Here is a 19,850-nt window from a genome sequence, read left to right as displayed (position 1 = left end):
TACACGGTGCTAGAAGTTGATCTTTCCGGCTACCTGGATGATGCGTGGTGTGTATCCGGTATTCATGGTTGTGATTGTTCCAAAACTGCTGGATTGAAAAACTGCACTGGTGCTTCCAGCAGGTACAGGGTTTCCGAAGTTGCCGTGATTGAAGGCATTAAAGAACTCCGAACGGAATTGGAACTTCACATTCTCCCAGAGAGGAAATTCCTTAAAGATGGATATATTTGCATTCACAAATCCTGGCCCGTAGAGGGCATTCCTGGCCACATTCCCAAAGGTATACATGGCAGGAAGTGCATAGGCCGTGGAGTCGATACAGGAAGTTCCCTTAATAACAGTGTCACGGCCGCAATGAGCTGAGGGTGCATGTACCCACTGCGGACGTTGTGTTCCGATTCCACCGATGTTAACCCTGTCGGATCCGATACTTACGTTGAAGGGTGTGCCAGATTGCAAAGTCACGATGCTGTTTAGGTGCCAGCCACCAACAATCTGACGTGTGAAGGCATTGGCGCCAGGCAATGTTGGGAGGTCATAGCTGAGAGTACCAACAAAGCGATGGCGGATATCCCAGTTCGAGTTCCCATAATCGGCTGCGGGATTGTAGAAAATCATGGGCGTGCCACCGCCGTTTGAATCACTGGAAACATCCAGAGTGTGAGACCAGGTGTAGCTCCCCATCGCCTCAAGACCATGGGTCATCCGCTGACGCAAGATCACCGTAAGGCCATGATAGTTTGACCATTCATCATTTTGAATTTGACGGATGTTTCCAAAGAGTTGATTGGGGCGACGTGGATTGACAGCACCCGCTCCGGGCCTTGGCTGATTAGGATAATAGCTGCGGTCCAGATGCAAGGCATGCGATCCGAGATATTGCATTTCGAAGCCTGCATTTGTCCATAGTTGAGTGCTGGCATCGAGATTCCATTGATATAACCGCGGAGTTCGAAGATCCGGGCTATCGTTGAAAACGTTGACGTAGGTTCCGGCTACACCTGCGACCGGCGAAGCGGATCCTGATCCGGCGGTTGGAGAAGCAAGGGTTAGGGTGGGATTACCAGCTGTAGTACTGTATTGCACAGAAGCAGCCAAAGGATAATTTCCCGATGCAAGCGTAAAGCTGTTTAGCTGATTAGGATTATAAAAAATACCGGCACCACCACGGATGGTATTTTTCTGGGTTACACGATAAGCAAATCCAAGCCTTGGTGCCCAATTATCGTGATTGGGGTTGATAAACTTGAAGCCTGGAGTAGGAGTGAATGTCGCTCCGTTCGTAGCGTTCGAGGCCGGGATGAGGGCCGTCTGGCTCGCATTCAGGATTCTGGCATAGCCATTCAGACTATATGGAACGGTAGGTAGCTCATAACGGAGACCATAATTTAGCGTCAGCTTTGAAGTGACCTGCCAGTTATCCAGGAAAAAGAATCCATCACGCCACTCCCCTACCGATCCTTTGAGCTCAGTGATCGGCGTTACGACTATATGCGGAAGTCCCAATACGAAATCGGCTGCAGCATATCCGCTATTGCTGGGGCAAACATTATTCGGAGCAGTAGCAGCTACACAAGCAGTGAGTGTGCTATCAAAGGTAAAGACTCCACGAGGGCTATTCTGTGCTGCACGCCCCAGCGTAAGCTTTCTCAGTTCAACGCCCGCCATGAAGTTGTGCTTTCCATGGGTATAGCTGATCTGGTCGTAACCATGTAAAGTGCGATCATCTTGGTACCAGTTTGTTCCGGCAGCATCGAGACCATAGAAATTTGTAATATGGAAATCCGGAAGTCCAGGATTATTACTCGATGTGTCCGCGGTAAATCCGGGAATTCCCAGTTGTGTACCTGCATCCTTCGGCCCATTTTGAGCGTTGCTATTCAGATTGTTTGAGGTAAGAAGGTTACGTCCAAAGCGGAAGTCGTTAATCAGATTGGGCGTAATGATGTGGGTATATCCGAAGGCGATGTTTCGGCTGTTTGTCGGTGAGTATTGATTGGAAACCGGATTGATCGACCCGCTGACAAAGGAGAGATTCTGCCAATCGTAACGACCAAAAAGACGGATACTGTCACCGATATTCTCGTCAACTCGGTCAAGCGTTTGATTGATGGTGAGCTGGTTTGGAACCCCACCATTGAAATTATTCTGTGTTCCCTTATTGATGCCTGCGACATTCGGCTCCGTCATGTATCTCTCGATCTTTTGACTGATTGAGGAGAGCATCGTCGATGGGATCTGATTATTCAGAAAAGGCTGTCCAGTATAAGGGTTATAGAGGGGAGTAGAAACAGCTGAAAAATCGCCTCTTTTCATCTCCGGCGTTAATACCGATCCAACGGTTGTGAGCAACTGGTTCTGACGAAGCCCCTCGTAAGAAGCCATGAAAAAGGTCTTGTCGTGCCCGTTGTAGAGCTTGGGAAGGTAAACGGGACCACCTAGCACAAAACCAAACTGGTTGTAGTGCATCGGCGTCTTTGCTGTACTTCTGCTCAGATAGTTTTTAGCGTTAAGAGCAGTGTTTTGGATGTAATCGTAAGCGGTGCCATGGAGAGAATTTGTGCCACTCTTGGTGACCATGTTGATATGGACACCCATGTAGCCGCCGTATTGAGCTGTATAGTTTCCATTCTGTGTTTGAACTTCCTGAAGAGCATCCGGGTTAGGAGAAACTGACGAGACCGTAATCAGGTTATTCATGATCGAAATGCCATCCAGCGTAAGACTATTGGTGATTTCACGCTGTCCAGCTCCGATAAAATCTTCGCCGGGAGGGATGCCTGTGAAGGACGATTTGGTACCGATGATAATGTTGGAGGCTGTAGCCGCAAGATCCATAGCGTGGCGGCCATTCATAGGAAGATTGGTTACCATGTTTTCGCTGAGCGTTTCACCCAGCGTGGCATCGTCGGTCGCCAACGGAGGAGTACTTGCTGTTACTGTGACCGAAGTATTTTCGGAGCCGAGCTCCAGATTGAAGTTTGTTCGTATCGCCTGATTAATCGCTACCGGAACTCCCACGGTTGTGATTCTTTTAAATCCGCTCTGCTCGACGGTGATGTCATAGGTGCCGACAGCGACGAAAGGAATCGAGTAGTATCCGGAATCGTTGGTTCTATCGGAGTATACGACCTTGGTCTCCTGATTTACTGCGGTAACTTTTGCTCCTGATACTGGGTGTCCACTGGGATCCAGTACATCTCCTACTAGCGAAGTATTATTGGCAACTTGCGCCAAGGATGCTGTCACAAACACAAACAGCACCGCACTACATAAAAGAAGTCTTCTCACGCCTATCCTCCCTAGGGCGATTCCGAATTGAAGAATGACGAAAGCAACAGCTGATCGAGTGACTCTTCCAGGGGGAAATGCCAACATCAGGAGGTGCTTGATTGTCTTCGGTCAATGCGAGAACGCTGTAAATATTGCTCGGTCAAAAAGGAATACAGCTATTCAAAGGTGGTTCTATAACCAGCCCGTTTGGACTTCTGGCACTATTGCGCTGCAGTGGTCGGCCTGTGAAAAGTAACAGATACTTCACAGGGGATTGATGAGGATTTAATTATGATTACAAGGCGCTGTCATCAGTCCACCGTCGGGTGCGTGTCTAGGACACATGACCTATGTTGCAATTTTCGACCACAAATCTTTCATTTGCGTCTGATGCTGCATTCTCTTCGAATTCAGAATAAAGCAATAGATACTGATACTTATTACAATACTAGGATTCACTTAGGACGAAGTGAAGGACGGTTCATCGGTATCCCTGTCGATAGGCCTAAGCATCTTCTCCCGGATGTGAATCGCTGTTGGGGGGAATTCATCCCGGGATGAGGAAATACCCCCTAGCCATTCTCCAAGGCAAGTACGAAGTGCTTCAATTCCCAATACGGCAACCCTAGACCTTCTGAAGAGCCTTTTTTCATATGGTCAATTTCTACACTTTTACGGGAATGGAAACGAAATTTCAGCTCAAATAACTAGATATGTAGTAACGTGGAAGGTACTACAAAGAATAAAGAAAAGATAGCCATCGATATCATCGGCAAAGACTTGCAGCGCATAGCAGGGGGGAGATATCCGAAAGGGATGATTATTGGTAAATCAACTGTAATCAGTTCTATGGAAGAAGATTAAAGCTAAGTCTTTTCATTTCTAGACTGATTGCCGTTTTTTTCCGAGAAAGGGCTCAGGGCCATATGGAGGAGAAGATGATCCTTCTCATTGAAGACAATCGGGACGACGAAGCGCTAACCCTGCGCGCGCTAAAGAAAAACAATATAAAGAACGAAGTTGTTGTAGCGCGTGATGGTGCTGCCGCTTTGGACTACCTTTTCGGAACAGGTGAGTATGAAGGACGAGATCTGACCGAAATGCCGCAAGTTGTCCTGCTGGATCTTAAGCTCCCTAAAATCGACGGTCTGGAAGTCCTACGTCGAATGCGCAACGATGAGCGTACCCGGCTGCTGCCTGTCGTGATTCTAACCTCCTCGAATGAAGAACAGGATCTGATTAACGGCTATGGTCTAGGCGCGAACAGCTATATCCGCAAGCCCGTCGATTTTTCGCACTTCATGGAGGCTGTTCGGCAGCTTGGTTTGTATTGGCTCATTCTCAACGAGACGGCACCTCCGGTTCGGAAGGTCTAGGATCTTTCAGTAAGAATATCTGCTGCTTACAACTGTAATTCGAGTTCAGGAATATTGGCGTAAACCATTGCAACTGTTCGATCTTCACAATATGTTTAGAAGATGAGCAAGCCCGAGATTTCGATTCGCCTCGCGACCATAGATGATGTTGAGACGATTACGGCACAGCGTTACCGTATGTTCGTAGATGATGGTATTCCTGACGACGACCATTTGCATAAGGTTATCGACGCTTTTCGCCCCTGGATTCAGACGCGCCTCCAATCAGGGCTATATTCCGGGTGGTTGGCTGCCGATGGCGACAGGGTTGTTGCCGGAGTCGGCATGGTTACTCTCGACTGGCCGCCCCATCCTTTTCATGAAGAGCCCCTGCGTGGCTATGTCCTCAATGTGTACACAGTACCGGAATACCGCGGCCAAGGCATTGCCAAGCAATTGATGCGTGAGCTCATGAAGGATGCGGTACGGAGAAAAATCACATTTGTCACTTTGCATGCCAGCAAGATGGGACGGCCTGTCTATGAAAGGCTAGGCTTTACACCTGCCAATAGCGAAATGCGTTGGACTGCTGGTCGCACGCTTCCCTCTCTACAATAATGATCATTATTCATTATTCGTCCTCGATTTGGGCCAAGAGTGTGTCGCGTTCTTCTTGAGCTTTCGCTAGACGACTGAAGATTCCGGCTCGGTTGGAGAGCACTTCATCTCCCCATTGTTTCCAGATGCTCGCAATAAAGCTGAACCATTCCTGTACCTGTTCCGGGGTTTGAAGCGTATTTTCAATTTGCATTGATGTATATCGTTGATCCCCATAAAGGAAGAGGAGATCGTCAATCCAAAACGAGACCTCTTGGTTTTCTTCAGATCCAAATACGCATGAGAGGAATGGCTGTTTTGCGTATTCTAGATGAAGATAAACCTCTCCTGAGGTATAGGTCACGCTGGTGGGCTGTACCTCTTTAACTCTGAAGTTATAGCTCGTCTCTAGAAAGCTGAATTCTTTTTTGATTGCGGTTATTGTTCCAAGATGTCCTTCCTCGCAAACAGGAACAGTGGCAAGCTGTTCCAGCAGCTGCCCCGCATCGTGCAAAAGACCGGTATAGATCTCTTGTTCGGTCTTTGGTATGCGAGCTACCCGCTTCAGAAAGACAGATAACAGGTTTTGTTCTTCTGTAGCGCGTGTTGGATAGTCTACTTTTGTATTGTTTTTGAGCATTTCTCTCGCGAGATTTTGCCAGTAGCTTGTTGCCTCGAACACGTCGTTCGCAAAAGGATCCACGTCGCGTCGCGCCTCCAATGGTGGAAGTGCATGTTGAAGTGTTGCGATCAGTCCAGTACAAAGAGCTCGATCCATAGCATCACCTCAGTAACGAGTTGTGGTTGCTAGCTGTCAGCGAATTTTGGGAAGTAGTCGCAGTGCATTCTCACTATACAACTTCCTAAGAACCTCATCAGGCAGAAAGACTCCGTAGATCTTCCACCGTCCTTGCCTCGAAGCATGGGAAGGATAGTCGAAATACTCGTCGGCTGTCTCCAGAAAACGGTAATAAAGTCGGTACATGGAAATGTCCGGGAGCAGATCGGTGCCAAAGAGGATTCTGTCTTGGAACTTCAGGAAGAACTCACGTGCACGATAAGGCTGACGGCCTAATTCCGGAGTTCTGGCACTTATATCGATATAGACATTGGGACAGTGTTCCAGCGTTGCGCTGACAAAGTCCAGGTCTTCCCCACTTTCAGCCACATGAGCTCCCACAAAAGTCGTTTTGGGATGGCGCTCAAAGACTCTGTTTCGCTGTTCGAGTAATTCCCTCTTCGAATAAGCCGATCCGTAGAAGCCCCAATCCGGGTGTGCCGCAAGCTCCTCATATCGCTCGTTATAGCGATCGATAGGCAGGAAGAAAGCAGCAGGATCTGCTGTATGAAACATGACTGGAATTCCTAGTTCGGCGGCTTTATCAAAGATCGGAGCCAGTCTTTCATCATCCACCTTCAGAAGCGTGCCGTTTCCATCCCGAATTTGGAGACCAAGATCTTTCCAAAACTTAATACCACAAGCTCCGTGCTCTACGAGTTGTTCCAGGCGATCACAGGCAAGCATTGGAAAATCGGGACGCTCAATTCCCGACCAATCCATCCACCCGATTGTAGAGAAGCGATCCGGTGCGACATTGTGAAAACGATGAATCATGGAAAGAGCTTCTTCTCCTGTCTTCATCGTAATATTCACAATTCGTTCGACACCGCAGCTGTCCATGATCTTGAGGACGCTTTCCGGGCTTTGGGAATCCAGATGGTTGTGATAGTCAATGACAGGAAACTTTGGCGTCCCAATCATGTGCTCCGGCATTACCAGCATCGTCCTGGGCTCAAACTGGCTTAGCGGCAGATCAACCTCGGCTACAGCGCTCACCATGGAGACAAACTTATCCTGATCCTGCCTAACATCATTTTGCGGATTTCCCATCGTTTCTATCCTCACCGATTGAAACAGACTTCCACTTTGCTACACAGGGATGGGACTGCCGATCCCTGTTTTGAGGCTTGCAATACAAGCGGAAAACGGCACAAGCTTTCGTGGGTTCCTAGCTACAGCTACGCTGAAATTGCTCTAGACTTCAAGCATGACGACGCGTGTCAGATTTTTGGGAGAGTCGGGATTTAATCCCTTTCGGATTCCAACATAACTTCCAAGAAGCTGACCTGCTACGACATAAGACGCAGTACGTAGGATCTCCGGAACATCGAGGGATAATTCGAAAGCATAATCTGCAACAGCCTGGAGTTCTGCCGTGAGATTATTTGCGATTACCAGTGTTGTTGCACCCAGTTCCTTCATCTCTCGTACTACTTCGAGCTCTTCCTTATATCCCTGTTCCGAAATCAAAAATCCCGCAAGAACCTGAGGCGCAATAATCGACTTGGGTCCATGCCGAAATTCCAGTGTGTGGTAGCTCTGCGTGTAGCTGCAGGAGGATTCGGTCACCTTTAGAGCGCATTCCTGCGCAACTCCGAAGAGGCTTCCCTGCCCCAGAAAGACATAGTTTTCGAAGCTCTTATTCGCCAAGCTCTTTATTGGTTCTTCATATCTCGCGATAAAGCCCTCAAGCGCCGCAGGAAGTTTTGAGAAAGCCGAGAGCAGGTCAGGCTTGCCGGCAAAGGTTGCCGCCAAATACTGCAGAGCAAGCAACATCGATGTAAAGGAAGCCGTCATGACCGTACTGTGCTCGGTTACAGGAAGGCGTAAGGTATAGGGCGAGAGCTTCTCCAGTTCCTCTCCGTCACAGGTGATGCCAAGAAACGGAATTTTACGCGATTGCAGATCGCGCGCAACGCGGACGACCTCCGAGGTCATCCCTGATCGGGAAATGAGTACCGGAAATATCTGCTTATCGGAATTTAGAAGCACGCTCTCGGGAAAGATCAAAAACTCAGAGGCTGGAACAGCCTGAGCCTGGACACCGAGAATGGATCGAAAGCTGGAGGCAGCGGCATTCGCCAAATAAAAGCTGGTTCCACATCCGATAAAGAGCCACTGAAGCTTCAACGGCTGCAATGGCGTTAATTGAGTTAGCAGTTTGTTCTCAGCTAGAGATTCAAATACGGTTTGCCAAACTCGGGGTTGATTGTTGATTTCATCCAGCGTCACAACTTTTGTCGTCATAGTTTCTCTCAGTTTGCTTTTGTTCCCGAGTCGTGACGAGGACGAGCTTTATACCACCATCATTTCGATCTCGGCAGCTTTCAATGCTTCTTGAACTTCCTTGGAGACTCCGCTATCCGTGATGATCATGTCGATGGCCGATGGCGGAACAATCAAGGCCATACTACGTTGATTGAATTTCGTTGAATCGCAGACAGCAACCACGCGCTTAGCGGCATGAACCATCGCCCGATTGACGCGTGCTTCCAAAACGTTGGGAGTCGTCAGACCAATCTCCGGATCGAAGCCGTCGACGCCGAGAAAGAGGATGTCCGCATGAATCTCTTTCAGCATGTCTTCGGCCAAGGGCCCGACAAGGGAGGAGGAGTTCTTTCGTAGGGTTCCTCCGGTAAGCAGGACTTCCAGTTCGGTTCCCGAGAGTTCGGCCGCAATATTGATGGCATTTGTAATGACCGTCAGCCGGGAGAAGCTGCGCAAACGGGTTGCAATTGCCGTGGTCGTCGTGCCGGAATCGAGAAGTACACACTGCCCCTCCTGGACGAGCTTGACGGCGGCTTCCGCAATACGTTTCTTTTCTTCGCTATGCTGCTTTTCTTTCTCTTTCAGGGAGGGATCAAAGAGTGCGCCTCCCCTTGGGGCTAATGCTCCACCATGGGTGCGTTGAACAAGCCCTTTAGATTCAAGATAGTCAAGATCTTTGCGGATGGTGATGCGGGATATACCAAGGGCATCAGAGAGTTCTGCTACCAGAACCCGTCCGTCCCTCTGGATGAGCGACAAGACATGTTGGCGCCGTTCGTCGATGAGCATGTCACTGCCGCTGTTAGCATTTACCATTTTGACTTTCTCTGCCATTTCTTTTACTACCTTTTTCTTTTGTTTGCAACTTTTCTCACCACTATTGAGCTACAAATGATTATCAAATCGAAAATAAGCGACTAGGAATCATATCGCACCCAGTCCCTTCGGTGTTTCGTTTTCAGCTTCCGTAAGCGGTCGGATTCCTTCTCTTGCCTCCTATATATAAAGAGAATGATTCTTTCCGGGACGATCACCTGACAGGTTGCTCCCCAGGAACATCTATCTCTTCGTCCCGAAAAATTCCTCCTCGGCGCTGTAACTTTTCAGTGTTCCTGGACTCCTATGCGTTGGCAGGCTTCCCCGAAAGCAATACGTGTGAAAACTCAAGGCCTGCAAATATACGGAGGAATACAAGATGAAGAATTCGATGAAAAGTTTGATGGTAGCTGCAGCCGTCTCCGGACTGCTGAGCGGTGCTGCAACGATGCAAGCAACGACAACACCTTCCTCGACGACTACAACCGTGGCCAAGATGGGCAAGGCCTCCTTTGCGCAGTCATCCTTTGATGCTCAAAAGGATAAGCATTCTTGTAAGGGGAAGAATGACTGTAAGGGCAAGGGCGGTTGCAAGAGCGGGGATAACGGATGTAAGGGGAAAAACTCCTGCAAGGGGAAGGGTGGTTGCGCAACCGACGGATCGAAGCCTAAGGTGGCCTAGCGTCTCTGTATAAGGCCGCGTTTCGAAGCTAAGCCGAACGATCGCGGCCTTTCTCTCCTTCCAATGTCCTAGATGAATTTCCGGAGCCTATTGTGCCTGCAAATCGGTTTAATGGTTTTACTGAATACGGCATTGGGATTGGTCTGCGAATCCCGCATTATCAGCACATCCTAGAGAAGCGTCCTGTCGTCGATTGGTTCGAGATTATTTCGGAAAACTACATGATCGACGGAGGGCGTCCCCTGGCTGTTCTCGATCAAATCCTAGAGCAATACAAGGTAGTCCAGCATGGTGTCTCTATGTATTTCGGTTCAACTGATCCGCTCAATCGAGACCATTTGCAGAGGCTGAAGCTATTAGTCCGAAGGACGAAGACTCCATGGCTGAGCGACCACCTTTGCTGGGGCAGTGTGGATGGTCGCTATACGCACGATTTATTACCCATGCCATATACCTGGGAGGCGGTTGAGGTAACTGCTGCAAAAATTCGTCAGGCCCAGGATTTTCTCGAGGTTCCGATTGTTGTAGAAAACGTCAGCAGCTATGCAGAGTTTCACCTCTCGGAGATGACGGAATGGGAGTTCCTCAATGAAGTTGTTGAACGGGCAGACTGCGGCATCCTGCTGGACGTGAACAATATCTATGTCTCCTCCCAGAATCACAACTTCGATCCATTCACCTATGTAAATGCAGTTCCTGCAGACCGCATCGCCCAGATTCACATAGCCGGACACTCCAAGTTCGAAAAATATCTTCTGGATACTCACGATCATCCCGTTCTCGATCCAGTCTGGAAACTTTACGAGCGTGTGCTTCAACGGACAGGACCAACGGCAACCTTATTGGAGTGGGACGACAACATTCCTTCTTTCGAAGATGTTCATAGCGAAGCGCTAAAGGCGAATCGATACCTCCAGGCGCTGGAGCGGTCTGAAGATCACGAATCTGAGACAGAAGGAGTAAGCCAATGAGTGAACTCCATGAACTGCAGCGTCGTGTGGCTTCCGCAATCATGCATCCCCTTACAAAAGACGAGACGATGCGCCTTCGTCGCAGTGATGGAGTCTCAAACCGGGTGGAAGCCGATCTCATGATTAAGCCGAATGACCGACTGACGGCATTTGAACGGCTGGAGATCTATAACCGTCAGTATTGGTTCCGGTTGTATTCGAGTTTTGAAGAAGACTTCCCAGGCTTGAAAGCGATTTTAGGTAGCAGCAAATTCGAAAAGCTCATGCGTGCCTATCTGGTGGATAATCCATCGGCTTCGTTTACGCTACGGAATCTAGGCTCAAGACTCGAAGCGTGGTTAATTCTGAACCCAAAGTGGATAGAGCCTGATCGAGATCTCGCTTTGTCCATGGCGCGCCTGGAATGGGCACATATAGAAGCCTTCGATGCGGCTGATGACTCCGCGCTGACCGCTGAAGAGTTGGCAGGCATCAATGAAGATACTCGTCTTCGGTTGCAACCGTATTTGAGAATATTGGCTCTCAGCTATCCGGTTGACGATCTTCTGATCGCGGCTCGTACAAACTCAGGCAGTCAAAACGTGGCGACAAACAACGCAGCTAAGGCTCCGGAGAATAAATCAGCATTTCGAATCAAGAACGCAGCCCCGGAGCAGGTTTATCTAGCAGTTCATCGTCAACAGAACTCGGTTTATTACAAGAGATTATTGCGCGAAGAATTTCGTCTGTTGGAGCTTCTCCTGAGCGGCCAGGCCTTAGGCTCTGCAATAGAAAACGCCATGAACGAAACGGCCATGACGGAAGAGGCGTTCCATCAAATGCTGGAATCCGCTTTTGCCACTTGGTCGATGCTTGGATGGTTTTCCGCTGACGGAAGGAGATCACTATGAGTTTTGCATCGACGCTTGCAACCCATAATAAAGGTACGGCAAATAGATTAGTAAGCCTTTATGATCAATCGGGACAAGTAGTGTCTCGTTACCTGACCTCTCCTTTCTTATTACTCGTAAGGCTCTACTGGGGATGGCAGTTTACTCAGACAGGTTGGGGTAAGCTGCACAATCTAGGTCACGTACGGGAATTTTTTGAGAGTCTTGGCATTCCGGCTCCAGGGATCATGGCACCCAGCATTGCGACACTGGAGTTCGTTGGCGGGCTTCTTCTGATTTTAGGTTTAGGAACACGGCTTATTGGATTACTCCTTGCCGTAAACATGTTTACGGCCTACATTACCGCTGATCGAGAAGCATTGTCTTCAATTTTCAGTGACCCGGGAAAATTCTATAACGCCGATCCCTTCACTTTTCTCTTTGCAGCTGTGATAGTACTAGTCCTCGGTGCCGGGGCAATTTCTCTGGATGCCCTGCTCTCTCGTTCTCAAAAAGGGAGCCAATGATCGAAGATCCCCCAAAACGTGAGACAGAGGAGTCCAAGGAACGACTTCTGATTGCCTCTATCCTTTCTGGGGCAAGAGAAAAGTTCCATGACCTGATTCGTCCCTATGAGCGGCAGCTCTACCTGACGGCATTTGCTCTTCTTAAAGAAGAATCGGAATCGGAAGACGTTGTACAAGAAGCCGTTATTAAAGCTTATCGGAAGTTGGCCAGTTTTCGTGGCGAGGCGAAATTCAGTACCTGGATCACGGCTATAACTCTTAACGAAGCTCGCTTGCGGCTCCGAAGCCGAAAGCGCGTTGTTCTGGATTCGCTCGACGATCAGGATTGTGACGCAGGCGATTACACTCCAGCCATCCTAACCGACTGGCGAGAGATTCCGCTGGAAGCTCTTGAACGGATGGAACTGCGTTCCCTGCTTCAAGAAGCTATTGCGGATCTTCCGGAATCGTATCGCCAGGTCGTGATCTTGCGGGATCTGGAAGAGATCAGCGTGCAAGATACGGCAGAGCTTCTGTCGATTTCCATTTCACTCGTGAAGGTACGGCTACATCGAGCTCACATGATGTTACAGAAGAAGCTCGCGCCGCAACTCAAACAAATAGCTAAGCCGCAAAGCAAAACGGGCAATTGGGGGAGGCTCCCATGGTTTTGAACTGCCGGCATGTGTGGGACCACATCTCCGAATATATAGATGGCAGCATTGACCCTGCGATACGTGCCGATGTCGAGAGACATTTGGCTCACTGTGAGATTTGTTCTGCCGTCCTGGATTCGGTACGCAACGTAATCGTCTTAATGATGGATGATCGTGTTATTGAACTTCCAGTCGACTTTAGCAAGCGTCTGCATGCTCGGCTGGATCATGTTTTGCAGAGCCAAGCCCCAGAGATGTAGGAGAACTTTGATTATTGTTATCGTTTGCGTCGGTTCTGCAATCGCTATCTTCTTTATTATCTGCCATCAAGGATGGTCGCAAGTATGTAGAAAACATTTACATAGAAGGCTTCAGCCAATTTAGGCGTATGTGGTCTTCATAAGGTCGCCTTGCGCGACTCTTCTTGGCAGCTAATCTGTCATACCTCGAATAGGTTAGGCTTAGCACTTTCGTGTTATCTATGCGCCAGCATGACGCTTAAGTGTGCATATTTATTGGTCTTCTGTTCTCGTGGTCGTATCGCTACACGATACTGTTGCAGCTACAAATTCAAAAACCCCACAAAAGTACTATCGCCAAGAAGTTACTTTGTGCGAGAAAAATAGTTATCTCTGCCTATTTGCCGAGGCACCTCTGCCGATGATGCTTCTAGCAAACAGTCAAAGTTATCGTTCGGGTAGGTGTGTCCAATGGACGAAATCGTCAAAGAGTTCCTTATCGAAAGCAACGAACTCATCGACCAAATGGATCGCGATCTCGTAGAACTGGAAAAGACCCCCAGTTCAAAGGAATTGCTGTCGCGAGTCTTTCGGGCGATCCATACTATTAAAGGAACAAGCGGTACACTTGGCTTCCCCAATCTCGAACGGATTAGCCATAGTGGAGAGAATTTGCTCTCCTTGCTCCGTGACGGAAAACTGCACCTCGATGCAGAAATGGCTACCGCTCTTCTTTCTATGACGGACTTTATCCGTCAGGTTCTAAAGGTGATCGAGGCCTCTGAACAGGAAGGGCAAACAGATCCTAAGAAGATACTCGATTCACTGGCTGTCTTCCTCGATCCTTCCAAAGCGGCACCGGCTACTCCGCCAGCACCAGTGAAGGTGGAATTGCCTGCTCCACCGCCGGTGGAAACGCAAGCAGAAATTCCATTGACAATCGCGACAGAAAGCGAAGTTCCGGATCCCCAGGCGAATGTTGTAGCTACATCTGATACAGAAGGCACACGAGGTCTCCAGATTTCTGCGTCGACAATCCGTGTCGATGTTCATCTGCTGGATAAGCTGATGGACCTTGTAGGCGAACTGGTTCTCGCTCGGAACCAGATCCTACAGTTCACCTCGACAGTGAACGACACCCCGTTTATTCGCCTTGCTCAACGTTTGAAGATCTTGACCAGTGAACTGCAAGAAGGCATTACGAAAACTCGTATGCAACCGATTGAGACGATATGGAAGAAGTTACCTCGATTGGTTCGCGACGTGGCAACCAGCTGTCATAAGAAGGTTAAGGTTGACATGGAGGGATCGGAAACCGAACTGGATAAAACGATCCTCGAAGCAATCAACGACCCGTTGCTTCACATCATTCGTAACGCTATTGATCATGGAATTGAGCCGCCGGAAACTCGCATCAGTCTCGGAAAGGCGGAGACCGGAATCATCACTCTGCGCGCATACCATGAGGGTGGTCAGGTAAATATCGAGATCACGGATGATGGCCACGGCATCGCTGTCGAACGCGTTAAGCAAAAGGCTCTGCAGAGTGGAGTCATCACGGCAGCACAGGCCGTGCGGATGTCTGATCAGGAAGCAGTTAACCTTATCTTCCATCCTGGACTTTCCACCGCCAAACAGGTAACCAACATATCCGGCCGTGGCGTCGGGATGGATATTGTCAAAACGAACATCGAGAATATTGGCGGAACAATCGACATCCGTAGCGAACAAGGCAAAGGGACCACGCTCACCGTCAAAATTCCCCTAACACTGGCAATCATTCCGGCTTTAATTATCGCCAGTGGTGGAGAGAAGTTTGCAATTCCCCAGGTCAGCCTTCTTGAGCTTGTACGCCTCGAGGAAGATGCCGCTAAGCATTCAATCGAACGAATTCACGGGTATCCGGTTTACCGTTTGCGTGGAAACATTCTGCCCCTGATTGAACTCAATCGGGAGCTTGAGCTGGAGTCTGAATCCGCAGATGGTTCAGCTTCGATCATAGTGTTGCAGACAGATGGACGTCAGTTTGGTTTGGTCGTCGACCTGATCTATGACACGGAAGAGATCGTTGTTAAGCCGTTGAGTAACCAGATCAAAGGAATCCATTGTTTCTCAGGCGCAACTATTCTTGGTGACGGACATGTTGCGTTGATCCTGGATGTTTGGGGATTGGCAAAGAAAGTTGGGTTTACAGCAGAGTCTCAAGATCTTGCTCGAGTGGCATCTACTGCGGAGAAACGTAGTTCTGTCGAGAGCGGAGACAGCTGGCTCCTGTTCCGGGTTGGCAAGCAAGGACGGATGGCATTGCCTCTCTCCGATGTTTCCCGGCTGGAGAAATTGCCTCTGCATAAGGTTGAACAATCCGCAGGCCAGGAAGTAGTCCAGTATCGTGGCCATATCATGCAATTGGTGAGAATTGCGGAATTCTTAGGCCGCGAGTTTGCGCCCGCAGATCCCGATATCTTTCAGGTCATTGTCTATTCCTATGCGGGCCAGAGCATCGGTCTCATCGTGGACGAGATTCTGGATATTGTTCAAGGCCATTCTCTGCTCGAAGAAAAGCATGCACAACTAGGCATTGCTGGATGTGCAGTCATCCAGGACCGTGTAACGGATCTACTGGATGTTGGTCAAATCATCGAGCCTTCTGTAATAACCGAGCGTGCTGAAGAGGAGGTATCGGCATGACTGCCGCTAAGGCAAAATACTGCACCTTCTTCGTCGGGGACCAATTCTTCGGCATTGAAGTTGAGCGTGTTCAAGAAATTATTCGCTATCAGGAAATGACCAAGGTCCCTCTGTCGTCAAAGACGATCGGTGGATTACTAAGCCTTCGCGGTCAGATTGTGATCGCCATCGATCTCCGCCAACGTCTGGGTTTTGAGAGCCGTCCTGAAGGTGCTCTTCCCATGAATGTTCTGGTTCGTTCTGATGGCGGAGTTGAAAGTCTTCTCGTTGACGAAATTGGAGAGGTCGTTGAAGTCGACCAGGAAGTTTTTGAATCTCCGCCTTGCACCTTGCAAGGTATCGCCAGCGAAATGGTTCGCGGTGTGTATAAGCTTCCGGAGCACCTGTTGCTTGTTCTAGATGTGAATCGGGTCGCTAATCTGGGAGTAAACAAAGCAGCAGAATTTGGAGCCACAGGCAACAGGAAGAATTAGGAGACGTCATGTCACAACAGGAATTAGTAAAGATTGAGACCTCAAAGGCAAAGGGAAAGAAGGCTCCAGTGGTGGAGCCGGCACCCGCAGCAGCTACACCCGCATCCGATAGCCGGAAGCGCGCACGTAAAACGGTCACCATTCAGGCCGAGCTAAAGGAAATGCTCAAGAGCTGGAAAGAGGGCCGTTGGGAAGACATTCCAGATGGCAGTGGCTTGTCTGCTGCAGACCAGGATCTGCTTTACGAGGTCCAGAAGTATATGGAGAGTGTCAGCCGCCCTGCCGAGTATCTTGCGATTGAAACTGACAAGATTGCAAAGCGTGCACAAGAAGGATTCTTCGATGTAAAACCGGATCTGAGGAATCTTTCCGGATTGAATTTGAACATCGCCGAAGGTCTGGCTCAGATCGTTGAGGCCGCCTCCGATAAGGTTGATTGGTTCAAGGCGATTCTCGATGCGGTTCCATTCCCGATCCACGTCATCGACATGGATATGAACTGGGTCTACCTGAATAAAGCTTTTGAAAAGCTCATGGTTGACCAGAAGTACATTCGTACGCGCGCCGACGCGGTAGGTATGCCTTGCTCTACAGCTAAAGCCAATATCTGTAATACGGAAGGCTGCGGTATCCGCCAGCTGATGAAGAAGGGTATCCCGGAGAGCTACTTCGATTGGCACGGAACCGATTGCAAGCAGGATACCTCCAAGATTATGAACCACAAGGGAGAGCATGTCGGCTGGGTTGAAGTCGTACAAGATCTCACTTCGATCATCCGCGTGAAGGAATACACGCATAAGGAAGTAGCACGCCTGGCATCGAATCTGGTTCAAATCGCGAAGGGCGAACTCAATGTCGATCTGAAGCTTGCCGATGGCGATGACTACACCAAGGAAGTTAAGACCCAGTTTGGCGAAATCAACAAGAGCATGGAGCAGCTGATTCGAGCTATTCAGGCCCTTACCCACGATGCTTCCATGCTGGTTAACGCCGCAGTGGAAGGTCAGCTTGCCACTCGTGCAGATGCAACCAGGCATGGTGGTGAGTTCAGAATGATCATCGACGGTGTGAACCGTACGCTGGACACCATCGCAGAGCCATTGAACGTCTTCTCCGTAGTGCTTGCAAAACTTGCCAGCGGTGATCTGACAGCCATGGTCGATGAAGAGTTCAAGGGTGAATTCCTCAAAGTTTCCAATGCAATCAATACCTTGGCTACACAGGTCCGCCACGCGATGCAACAGATCGGGAAGAACGTCACGTCGCTGGTACATGCTGCCGAGGAACTGAATAGTGTCAGCCAGACAATGGCAGCAAGTGCCGACGAGACGGCTCGTCAGGCCCAGGTCGTGAGTAACTCTTCGACTCAGGTTACGAGTAACGTGCAGACGGTTGCGGCCGGTGCCGACGAAATGGAAGCCAGTATCAAGGAGATTGCAAAGAACACGACGGAAGCAACTCGGGTTGCAACAGTCGCGGTCAAATCTGCCCAGCAGACCAACCAGACAATCACGAAACTTGGGCAAAGCAGCACAGAGATCGGCGAGGTTGTTAAGGTTATTACCTCAATTGCGCAACAGACTAATCTCCTGGCTCTAAATGCAACCATCGAAGCAGCCCGCGCAGGTGAAGCAGGTAAGGGGTTTGCGGTTGTCGCCAATGAAGTAAAGGAACTGGCGAAGGAAACAGCTAAGGCTACTGAAGATATCGGAAGAAAGATCGATGCCATCCAGACCGATACGCAAGGTGCTGTTTCAGCGATTGGCCAAATCGGATCTGTCATTGCTCAGATCAACGATATCCAAACCACGATCGCAAGCGCGGTTGAAGAGCAAAGTGCCACGACAAACGAAATCAGCCGAAATCTTGCCGAAGCGGCAAAGGGAAGCAACGAGATTTCAGGGACCATCTCTGGGGTTGCGGAAGCTGCACAAGCAACAACCAAGGGTGCATTGGATACTCAGAAGTCTGCCCGTAGCCTCGAAGACATGGCAGCAGAACTGAAGCAACTCGTAACCAAGTTCAACTTCTAGTCCATTGGGCCGTACTTGCGGGACGGCCCTAGATTTTCCCAAGAGAGGTGTTGGTAGAATCCACTACCTCTCAAAATTTACACGTGACCGTAATTACACCGGTAGAAACGCGATATCTATCATGCATGCATTGATTGTTGACGACTCCTCCTCTATGCGAGCTTATCTTCGTTCCATCCTGGTACCGATGGGGTTTGAAATAAGTCAGGCCAAGAATGGACAAGAGGGGCTCAGCTTCCTAGAAGACTCTACAGAACGCCCTGACCTTGCTCTCATCGATTGGCATATGCCGGAAATGGACGGCTATGAGCTGCTTTCAAAGATCCGTTCGGATACACATTACGATGGCATGGTCATCGTAATGGTTACCGCAGAGAATGATCTCTCTCAAATCTCTCTAGCTCTCGATGCTGGAGCGAATGAATACATGATGAAGCCGCTTACGAAGGAAATCGTTACAGATAAGCTGCAAATGCTCGGTTTCTAGGACTCGCAATGGCTAAAGCAAATATCCTGATTGTAGATGATTCCATAGTGATGCGCCGCTTGCTGCGGGAGGTTATCTCTGCGGAACCATCCCTGGCCGTACAGGGGCAGGCACAAAACGGCAGGATTGCTCTTGGTGCAATCAAGAGCAGCCCTCCAGACCTGGTTATCCTGGACATTGAAATGCCGGAGATGGATGGCCTGGAAACCCTGGTTGAGATTCGAAAATTTGATCTGCATCTTCCCGTCATCATGTTCAGTACCTACACGGAAAAGGGTGCAGATGCAACGATCGAATCTTTGATGCGTGGGGCTAGCGACTATGTCACGAAGCCTGCCGGTTCTAAGGGGCTGGCCGACGCAGAAGACTGGATACGAAAGCAGCTTGTTCCCAAAATCAAAGCCTTGTGCCCCCCCTCGACTGAGAGTGGATCTACAGTCAATCAGGAGGGACCAAGCCCTGTCATTCCGAAGGCTATTGAACGGAGATCCAAGATCGAAGTACTGGCTATCGGCAGTTCGACTGGAGGGCCTAATGCTTTGGTTGAGGTGATATCGAAATTGCCGGGAGACCTCCCTGTTCCAGTAGTTATTACGCAACATATGCCGCCAATGTTTACTAAGCATTTGGCAGACAGAATTAATGGTTGTTCTCCTCTTCAGGTACGTGAGGCAGCAGGCGGAGAGCCTATAAGGGCAGGAGATGTCTGGATCGCTCCGGGTGACTTTCACCTGACGGTAAAAAGACAAAAGGCAGATATTGTTACAGAGCTCAATCAGGAACCCCCAGAAAATTCCTGCAGGCCATCAGTCGATGTAATGTTTCGCTCAGTTGCTGCTGTGTATGGGAACTCAGCTCTTGCGGTAGTTCTTACAGGAATGGGACAAGACGGGCTTCTTGGATCTAAGGATTTGATACAGCGTGGTTCACGAGTCTTTGCACAGGATCAAGCGACATCAGTCGTATGGGGAATGCCGGGTTTCGTTGCACAAGCTGGTTTGGCAGAGAAGATACTGCCGATTAATCAAGTAGCCGAAGCGATAGTTTCAACCGTTCGTGACTCAAGACTTTTCTACAGATAGTAAATCGGCATTAG

18 protein-coding genes are annotated in these 19,850 nt (G+C 49.3%); 13 read left to right on the top strand and 5 right to left on the bottom strand.

What is annotated here, in order from left to right; genetic code table 11:
- Window positions 1-9: 9 nt before the first annotated feature.
- Complete coding sequence (locus tag AC6I7T_RS02675) at window positions 10-3,291, bottom strand: carboxypeptidase-like regulatory domain-containing protein (RefSeq protein WP_497791746.1); 3,282 nt, start codon at window positions 3,289-3,291, stop codon at window positions 10-12.
- Between the two features lie 920 nt (window positions 3,292-4,211).
- On the opposite strand from AC6I7T_RS02675, the gene AC6I7T_RS02670 reads away from it, so the two are divergent.
- Together AC6I7T_RS02670 and AC6I7T_RS02665 are read left to right on the top strand one after the other, a co-directional pair.
- A complete protein-coding gene (locus AC6I7T_RS02670; protein ID WP_497791745.1) occupies window positions 4,212-4,649 on the top strand; it encodes a response regulator in 438 nt (145 codons plus the stop codon).
- A gap of 102 nt (window positions 4,650-4,751) precedes the next feature.
- Window positions 4,752-5,246 carry a GNAT family N-acetyltransferase gene (locus AC6I7T_RS02665; RefSeq protein ID WP_497791744.1) on the top strand — a complete coding sequence of 165 codons (495 nt, stop codon included), beginning with the start codon at window positions 4,752-4,754 and terminating at the stop codon, window positions 5,244-5,246.
- Between the two features lie 13 nt (window positions 5,247-5,259).
- On the opposite strand, the gene AC6I7T_RS02660 is transcribed toward AC6I7T_RS02665, so the two are convergent.
- The 4 genes from AC6I7T_RS02660 to agaR all read right to left on the bottom strand — a co-directional run bounded on the left by AC6I7T_RS02660 (window position 5,260) and on the right by agaR (window position 9,168).
- Complete coding sequence (locus AC6I7T_RS02660; RefSeq protein WP_497791743.1) at window positions 5,260-6,003, bottom strand: hypothetical protein; 744 nt, start codon at window positions 6,001-6,003, stop codon at window positions 5,260-5,262.
- A gap of 36 nt (window positions 6,004-6,039) precedes the next feature.
- Window positions 6,040-7,116 (bottom strand): amidohydrolase family protein, encoded by a 1,077-nt coding sequence (locus tag AC6I7T_RS02655; protein WP_497791742.1) that lies wholly within the window; start codon window positions 7,114-7,116, stop codon window positions 6,040-6,042.
- 144 nt (window positions 7,117-7,260) lie between these two features.
- Window positions 7,261-8,313, bottom strand: coding sequence for an SIS domain-containing protein (locus AC6I7T_RS02650; protein ID WP_497791741.1), 1,053 nt, complete (start codon window positions 8,311-8,313; stop codon window positions 7,261-7,263).
- Window positions 8,314-8,361: 48 nt separating this feature from the next.
- Window positions 8,362-9,168 carry a transcriptional repressor AgaR gene (agaR, locus tag AC6I7T_RS02645; RefSeq protein ID WP_497791740.1) on the bottom strand — a complete coding sequence of 269 codons (807 nt, stop codon included), beginning with the start codon at window positions 9,166-9,168 and terminating at the stop codon, window positions 8,362-8,364.
- Window positions 9,169-9,541: 373 nt separating this feature from the next.
- Here agaR and AC6I7T_RS02640 point away from each other — a divergent pair, with 373 nt between their 5' ends.
- The 11 genes from AC6I7T_RS02640 (at window position 9,542) to AC6I7T_RS02590 (ending at window position 19,836) form a co-directional block, all read left to right on the top strand.
- Window positions 9,542-9,832 (top strand): hypothetical protein, encoded by a 291-nt coding sequence (locus AC6I7T_RS02640; protein WP_497791739.1) that lies wholly within the window; start codon window positions 9,542-9,544, stop codon window positions 9,830-9,832.
- 92 nt (window positions 9,833-9,924) lie between these two features.
- Window positions 9,925-10,803 (top strand): MNIO family bufferin maturase, encoded by an 879-nt coding sequence (bufB, locus tag AC6I7T_RS02635; protein ID WP_497791738.1) that lies wholly within the window; start codon window positions 9,925-9,927, stop codon window positions 10,801-10,803.
- Complete coding sequence (locus AC6I7T_RS02630; RefSeq protein ID WP_497791737.1) at window positions 10,800-11,693, top strand: HvfC/BufC family peptide modification chaperone; 894 nt, start codon at window positions 10,800-10,802, stop codon at window positions 11,691-11,693. Before bufB ends, AC6I7T_RS02630 begins: the two co-directional genes overlap by 4 nt.
- Window positions 11,690-12,199: a DoxX family protein gene (locus tag AC6I7T_RS02625; protein WP_497791736.1), complete on the top strand. Its 510-nt coding sequence runs from the start codon at window positions 11,690-11,692 to the stop codon at window positions 12,197-12,199. The genes AC6I7T_RS02630 and AC6I7T_RS02625 overlap by 4 nt, the downstream gene beginning before the upstream one ends.
- Window positions 12,196-12,852: a sigma-70 family RNA polymerase sigma factor gene (locus AC6I7T_RS02620; RefSeq protein ID WP_497791735.1), complete on the top strand. Its 657-nt coding sequence runs from the start codon at window positions 12,196-12,198 to the stop codon at window positions 12,850-12,852. Before AC6I7T_RS02625 ends, AC6I7T_RS02620 begins: the two co-directional genes overlap by 4 nt.
- Complete coding sequence (locus AC6I7T_RS02615; protein WP_497791734.1) at window positions 12,843-13,094, top strand: anti-sigma factor family protein; 252 nt, start codon at window positions 12,843-12,845, stop codon at window positions 13,092-13,094. The genes AC6I7T_RS02620 and AC6I7T_RS02615 overlap by 10 nt, the downstream gene beginning before the upstream one ends.
- A gap of 450 nt (window positions 13,095-13,544) precedes the next feature.
- Window positions 13,545-15,761: a chemotaxis protein CheW gene (locus AC6I7T_RS02610; protein ID WP_497791733.1), complete on the top strand. Its 2,217-nt coding sequence runs from the start codon at window positions 13,545-13,547 to the stop codon at window positions 15,759-15,761.
- Window positions 15,758-16,234: a chemotaxis protein CheW gene (locus AC6I7T_RS02605; protein WP_497791732.1), complete on the top strand. Its 477-nt coding sequence runs from the start codon at window positions 15,758-15,760 to the stop codon at window positions 16,232-16,234. Before AC6I7T_RS02610 ends, AC6I7T_RS02605 begins: the two co-directional genes overlap by 4 nt.
- An 8-nt stretch (window positions 16,235-16,242) precedes the next feature.
- Complete coding sequence (locus AC6I7T_RS02600; RefSeq protein WP_497791731.1) at window positions 16,243-18,267, top strand: methyl-accepting chemotaxis protein; 2,025 nt, start codon at window positions 16,243-16,245, stop codon at window positions 18,265-18,267.
- Window positions 18,268-18,388: 121 nt separating this feature from the next.
- Window positions 18,389-18,754 (top strand): response regulator, encoded by a 366-nt coding sequence (locus AC6I7T_RS02595; RefSeq protein WP_497791730.1) that lies wholly within the window; start codon window positions 18,389-18,391, stop codon window positions 18,752-18,754.
- A gap of 8 nt (window positions 18,755-18,762) precedes the next feature.
- Window positions 18,763-19,836, top strand: coding sequence for a protein-glutamate methylesterase/protein-glutamine glutaminase (locus AC6I7T_RS02590; protein WP_497791729.1), 1,074 nt, complete (start codon window positions 18,763-18,765; stop codon window positions 19,834-19,836).
- The last annotated feature ends 14 nt before the right edge of the window (window positions 19,837-19,850 follow it).

It is taken from the genome of Humiphilus diazotrophicus (assembly GCF_059726315.1).
This window is presented reverse-complemented; position numbering and strand designations above follow the sequence as displayed.

Coding starts and splice junctions, on each gene's coding strand:
- AC6I7T_RS02670 (WP_497791745.1), top strand. CDS start 4,212: ATGATCCTTCTCATTGAAGACAATCGGGACGACGAAGCGCTAACCCTG.
- AC6I7T_RS02665 (WP_497791744.1), top strand. CDS start 4,752: ATGAGCAAGCCCGAGATTTCGATTCGCCTCGCGACCATAGATGATGTT.
- AC6I7T_RS02660 (WP_497791743.1), bottom strand. CDS start 6,003: ATGGATCGAGCTCTTTGTACTGGACTGATCGCAACACTTCAACATGCA.
- AC6I7T_RS02655 (WP_497791742.1), bottom strand. CDS start 7,116: ATGGGAAATCCGCAAAATGATGTTAGGCAGGATCAGGATAAGTTTGTC.
- AC6I7T_RS02650 (WP_497791741.1), bottom strand. CDS start 8,313: ATGACGACAAAAGTTGTGACGCTGGATGAAATCAACAATCAACCCCGA.
- agaR (WP_497791740.1), bottom strand. CDS start 9,168: ATGGCAGAGAAAGTCAAAATGGTAAATGCTAACAGCGGCAGTGACATG.
- AC6I7T_RS02640 (WP_497791739.1), top strand. CDS start 9,542: ATGAAAAGTTTGATGGTAGCTGCAGCCGTCTCCGGACTGCTGAGCGGT.
- AC6I7T_RS02630 (WP_497791737.1), top strand. CDS start 10,800: ATGAGTGAACTCCATGAACTGCAGCGTCGTGTGGCTTCCGCAATCATG.
- AC6I7T_RS02625 (WP_497791736.1), top strand. CDS start 11,690: ATGAGTTTTGCATCGACGCTTGCAACCCATAATAAAGGTACGGCAAAT.
- AC6I7T_RS02620 (WP_497791735.1), top strand. CDS start 12,196: ATGATCGAAGATCCCCCAAAACGTGAGACAGAGGAGTCCAAGGAACGA.
- AC6I7T_RS02615 (WP_497791734.1), top strand. CDS start 12,843: ATGGTTTTGAACTGCCGGCATGTGTGGGACCACATCTCCGAATATATA.
- AC6I7T_RS02610 (WP_497791733.1), top strand. CDS start 13,545: ATGGACGAAATCGTCAAAGAGTTCCTTATCGAAAGCAACGAACTCATC.
- AC6I7T_RS02605 (WP_497791732.1), top strand. CDS start 15,758: ATGACTGCCGCTAAGGCAAAATACTGCACCTTCTTCGTCGGGGACCAA.
- AC6I7T_RS02600 (WP_497791731.1), top strand. CDS start 16,243: ATGTCACAACAGGAATTAGTAAAGATTGAGACCTCAAAGGCAAAGGGA.
- AC6I7T_RS02595 (WP_497791730.1), top strand. CDS start 18,389: ATGCATGCATTGATTGTTGACGACTCCTCCTCTATGCGAGCTTATCTT.
- AC6I7T_RS02590 (WP_497791729.1), top strand. CDS start 18,763: ATGGCTAAAGCAAATATCCTGATTGTAGATGATTCCATAGTGATGCGC.